Origin of the sequence: Candidatus Fermentibacter sp., from assembly GCA_030373045.1 — a bacterium.
Taxonomy (GTDB): domain Bacteria; phylum Fermentibacterota; class Fermentibacteria; order Fermentibacterales; family Fermentibacteraceae; genus Fermentibacter.
Genome location: JAUCPW010000034.1, coordinates 1 through 4,462, shown reverse-complemented (window position 1 = coordinate 4,462; position 4,462 = coordinate 1). Strand labels below are relative to the sequence as shown.

The window sequence follows — 4,462 nt, the reverse complement described above, 5'->3', positions numbered from 1 at the left end:
ACCACCGCGCAGACCGGCGATCTCGACGGGGATGGAGACTGGGACCTTGTCCTGGGCTGCGAATCGGGGGAGGTCCTCTACTCCGAGAACACGGGATCGGATGGAGAACCCCGCTTCACCTCCAGCATCCTGCTCTGGTGCGAGGAAGGCCCGGTGGATGTCTTCACACGGTACGCGGGATGCGGCCGGGCGAGACCCACCGTCTGCGACTACGATTCGGACGGGACGAACGACCTCCTGGTGGGCTGCCATGCGGGATGGATCTACGTGTTCAGGGGTCTCCCGGCGGACGAGGACACGGCCGACGGTGCACAGGCAGAGGGGATGCTGGCCGTCCGGGGGCCCTTCACCCGGGGGGTCCTGCGATACTTCCTCGCCCTGCCGGCAGGAGAATGCGCCGACCTGGCCCTGAGCGACAGGGCGGGCAGGACGCTGGCGCTGCTGCCTGCCCAGCCCGGGGGTTCCGGGAGCCTCGAAGTCCCGGGCGGAGCAGAGGAAATCTGCTTCCTGTCGGCCTCGCGGGACGGCGGGAGCTGCTCGAGGAGACTGCTGGTGCTCTGATCCGCCCGGGGCGATCATGACTGCCGCCCTTCAGGAGTCGTCCGAAAGGCAACCCTGTCCTCTCGCAGCTTTCCGATGAACTCATCGGAGGATGCCTGCTACGACCCTCCCGCGCTTCGCCTGACAGGCCATCATGTGGATGACCGATCGCTGCCGATCCGGTCAGTTTCGCCTGCGCGAAGTGACCGTATGGGCTGCTGGAGTCACGAGTTGCACGGCATGCAGACGGATGATTGACCACCGTATACGATGCCTCGATATTGGAATCACTACGGGATCATCGGGAGGGAGGAGCGAGGCCATGAGGATCGCAGGTTTCGTCATTCCTGCCGTGCTTCTTGTGTCGGCGGCAGACGCCCAGTTCGTCGAGAGGAGCTTCCCCGCCCCGGGAGACGACATCACCGCGCTGGCCGGGGATGGCCTCTCTGTCTACGCGATGGATCCGGTCGACGGCGTGATCTACAAGGTAAACAACTGGACGGGAGTGCCCCAGGATACGATTCCACTGCCCTTCACCTGCAACACTCCGGTGGGCCTCGGCTTCGGCGGGGCTGTAGAGAACCGCCTCTGGTTCTCAGAGGCAGGCACGGCGCTGATCCACGAGATGGACACGAGCGGTACCATCATCGCGACCCATGACTTCTCCGACAGCGGCGTTCTGACCATAACCGGCCTGGACATCGGTGTCCTGGACTCCAGTCCGTATACGGTCGCGCTGTTCTTCATCGACTCGGCCACCCGGATCGTCTACGAGGTCCGGCTTCCGGTCGGATCTGCTCCCATGGAGGTTTACCTCGATATCGAGGGCTGTCCCGAGGTGTACGACATCGGGCCTCCCCGGTCGTGGGACGTGATACCGGTTGCATGCGAGGATTCGATTTCACCCGTGAGGTGCTACTCCGATCCGGACAGCTACGATACACTGGGATTCGGCGAATACGAGAGCGCCAGAGGAGTCGGACCCGCATCCGAGTACAACCGCTTCTACTTCAGCGACCCCGAAACCGGCATGATCAACCGCTACTGCCGGGACATGGGCGGCATCGAGGATGAAGGCATCGGGATCATCTCCTCGTCGTGCGTCTTCCCCAATCCGGCGGCGGGCCTGGCGACCGTGAGATTCGTCCTGGATTCCGCAGCGGCCGTGGACGTGTCGGTCTTCGACGTCTCGGGGAGGCTCGTGCAGGAGGCGCCCGCGATCCCGGCCGCAGCCGGGGTCAACGAGACCGGGATCGGCGGCTTCGCTCCGGGGGTATACCTCGTGAGGATTTCGACACGGTCGGGGGCTTCGCTCCACCGCCTCGTCATGCTGTAGTGCCACCCACCAGTTTCGCACAGCGAAACTGGCGGCACGGCGGAGCCGGCAGGAGGGTGAGTCCGGGCACTCTCGCAGTCCGCCATTCACGCGTTCACATCGTGGCGGACCGCTGACGTGCCTGCTTGTTCCTGCAGGCGCAGGAACAAGCGCCTAAAGCCTGACCAGGCGTAGAACAGTAGCCGGGTGGCCAGAGGCCGGGCTCACCAGGTAGACGCCCGCCGGAGCCTCCATCCCTGATTCGCCGGAACCGTCCCAGAGGAACCTGCCGTCGTCCGTCGGAGAGAGTCTCTCCACCAGCCTCCCCGAGCAATCGAACACCAGGAGCCGTTCCGGCGGCGGTCCGCCGGCATATGTGATCCAGATCGACGATGTGGACGGATTGCAGGATGCCGTGAGAACAGGCGTCCCCGGAGCGGGTTCCTGCCCTCCGACTCCATCAGGCCACACAAGGCCCAGGGAGTCGGTGCGTATCGCGAACGACCCCAGGGAGATCCCCTCGTCGTACCCTCCGACGGAGCAGAATCCGCCGTCGGAGCAGGGAGAGACGGAGATCGAACGGAACGAGTCGCCGTAGCCGTAGCTCCGTTCCCAGACGGCAGCTCCGTCTGCATCCAGCAGGGCGAGGAAGCTCCTCCTGGCGGAGCCCTCCATGATGCTCCCGGCGGCTGCGAGACGGTCGCCGGACACCACCAGACCGAAGACCTCGACCCCGGGTGGTGAATACTGCCATGCCTGCAGGCCGGATCGATCGCAGAGGATCACACCGGACCCCACCGCCGCCAGAGCGACATCTCCCTGGAAAGGCTCGATGTCTCTCAGGATGAGTCCGGGACAGTCGAATCCCCCGGCGGTCTGGCCGTCGGGATCGAGAATGACCACCCCCGAGCCCCCGGTGACGATCACCGACACCAGGGCGGTATCCCCGGGCGCTGCGGATATCGCGGTGGGCGTCGACGCGGGGATCACCGCGTCCCACTTGACGTTCCCTCCGGGATCGAGCCCGAGGACCAGCGAGCCGGAACTGCCGCCCATGGCAGCCAGGTAGCCTCCGCCCGGCCGCGGGGTGATCGCCGCGGGAAGGCAGCCCGGGTATGCGGGATACTGCCTGAGCCAGACCGGCGAGCCGGTCTGCGAATCCATCCTGATCACGGGCATACCGTCCTGCGCGAAAGCCGAGACGATGCAGCCGTCCGGGGAGAGGCACGCAGCATAGCTCTCGCATGGAGGCAGCGAATCGAGCAGGATCACTCCATACGGATCCACGGCCAGTATCCTGGAGTCGCCGCTGCCGGAGGCCGGAACCGATCCGAAGAGCCAGTATCCGGCGGAGACCTCCATCGATCCTCTCAGGAAGTCGTCCCCCTCGCACGGATACGCGGCGAGGAACGTGGGCGAGGCCGGGCAGGGCGCCGGGACAGCCGCCAGCAGAGCGACGAGCCCGACGGAGACGGATGCCGTCTTCACCGGATCGACAACCATTTGCCAACCTCCCGTTCGCATACTGGGGCCCCGTCGATGATGCGTCAACGGCGGATCTCCCGCCGGCAGGCCGGCCCGCCGGGATCGACAGCCGTCCGGGTGCCCGGGGGCGATGCCTGCGGAAGGCAGCTCCGCGCAAGGCTTTCGCTGAGGGCGGGTCGATCGCAGGTCATCGATTTCGCCCCGCGAAATCGACGGGTAGCGCTACAGCAGTTTCGAAGAAACTGCGGGTGCGCGTGCCACCAGAATTAGGCTGGATCGCTCTCGCGACTTTGCTGCGCAAAGTCACTGTCGCTTCCTTTGCTCATTCCGGCTCAGCCGGAATGAGGGAATCGACGGGTAGCACTTCGGCGGTTGTTCGCAGGCAGGCTATCGCAGTCTCGCTTCGCGAGATTCGAGAACCGCGAAAGGCCGTGCCGTCTGAGGAAGAGCCTTCGGTCCTTTCGCGGCTTGCCGTGAAGGATTGATCGAAAGGCGGCAAGCCACTGCCGGACCTGCTTGTTCCCGCGGACGCGGGAAGTGGCGGTCCGGACGGGATACGCAGTCCCCGGGAGGGCCAGTCACGCGAACTGAATCTGCTGTATTTGTCTGTTGTGAGCGTGACAAACGCAGGATCGTCCAGATCCTGCGTTTTGCAAGTCGACACCAGAGGTGGAGACTGGCGGTCCATACGCGACACGTTTCGAACCGATGAAGACGCATGAGAAGGAATGGAGATAGACCGGACCTTCTGGGCAGGTATCTGAGATGGTACAACTCGGAGAGGAAGCGCCCTTCTTTGTGGAACAGTATTCCGTATGCCGTATACTCAACCCGGGAAACCGGAAACGATGAAGCAGCCTGGTTTTAACGCTGACCGCCCCTCAGGCTGTCCACAAAACCGGGGCCACTTCACTCAACAATCGACTTTGACATGGTTTGTTCCATAGATTATTATTATATGCATTTTAACTAGATGGAGGGAGGTGAATCGTGTTTGTCAGCGGCACTCCAATAATCCCCACTCGTGGCAATTGAATTCTCCCCACCCCGAAGGGGGAAGGGATGAAGGCTGCAGTTGACGGGATGACGGCCGGAGCGACGATTACTCCTCAGACGTGCACA

General features: G+C 63.9%; 3 protein-coding genes. 2 read left to right on the top strand and 1 reads right to left on the bottom strand.

Going from position 1 to position 4,462, the window contains the following annotated elements; translation table 11 throughout:
* Together QUS11_06705 and QUS11_06700 are read left to right on the top strand one after the other, a co-directional pair.
* Positions 1-561 (top strand): FG-GAP-like repeat-containing protein (locus tag QUS11_06705; GenBank protein MDM7992988.1); only part of this gene is annotated, 561 nt, incomplete at its 5' end.
* Between the two features lie 301 nt (positions 562-862).
* The gene (locus QUS11_06700; GenBank protein ID MDM7992987.1) at positions 863-1,876 is read left to right on the top strand and encodes a T9SS type A sorting domain-containing protein; all 1,014 of its coding nucleotides are present in this window, start codon (positions 863-865) and stop codon (positions 1,874-1,876) included.
* Between the two features lie 153 nt (positions 1,877-2,029).
* On the opposite strand, the gene QUS11_06695 is transcribed toward QUS11_06700, so the two are convergent.
* Positions 2,030-3,358, bottom strand: coding sequence for a hypothetical protein (locus tag QUS11_06695; GenBank protein ID MDM7992986.1), 1,329 nt, complete (start codon positions 3,356-3,358; stop codon positions 2,030-2,032).
* Positions 3,359-4,462 lie beyond the last annotated feature (1,104 nt).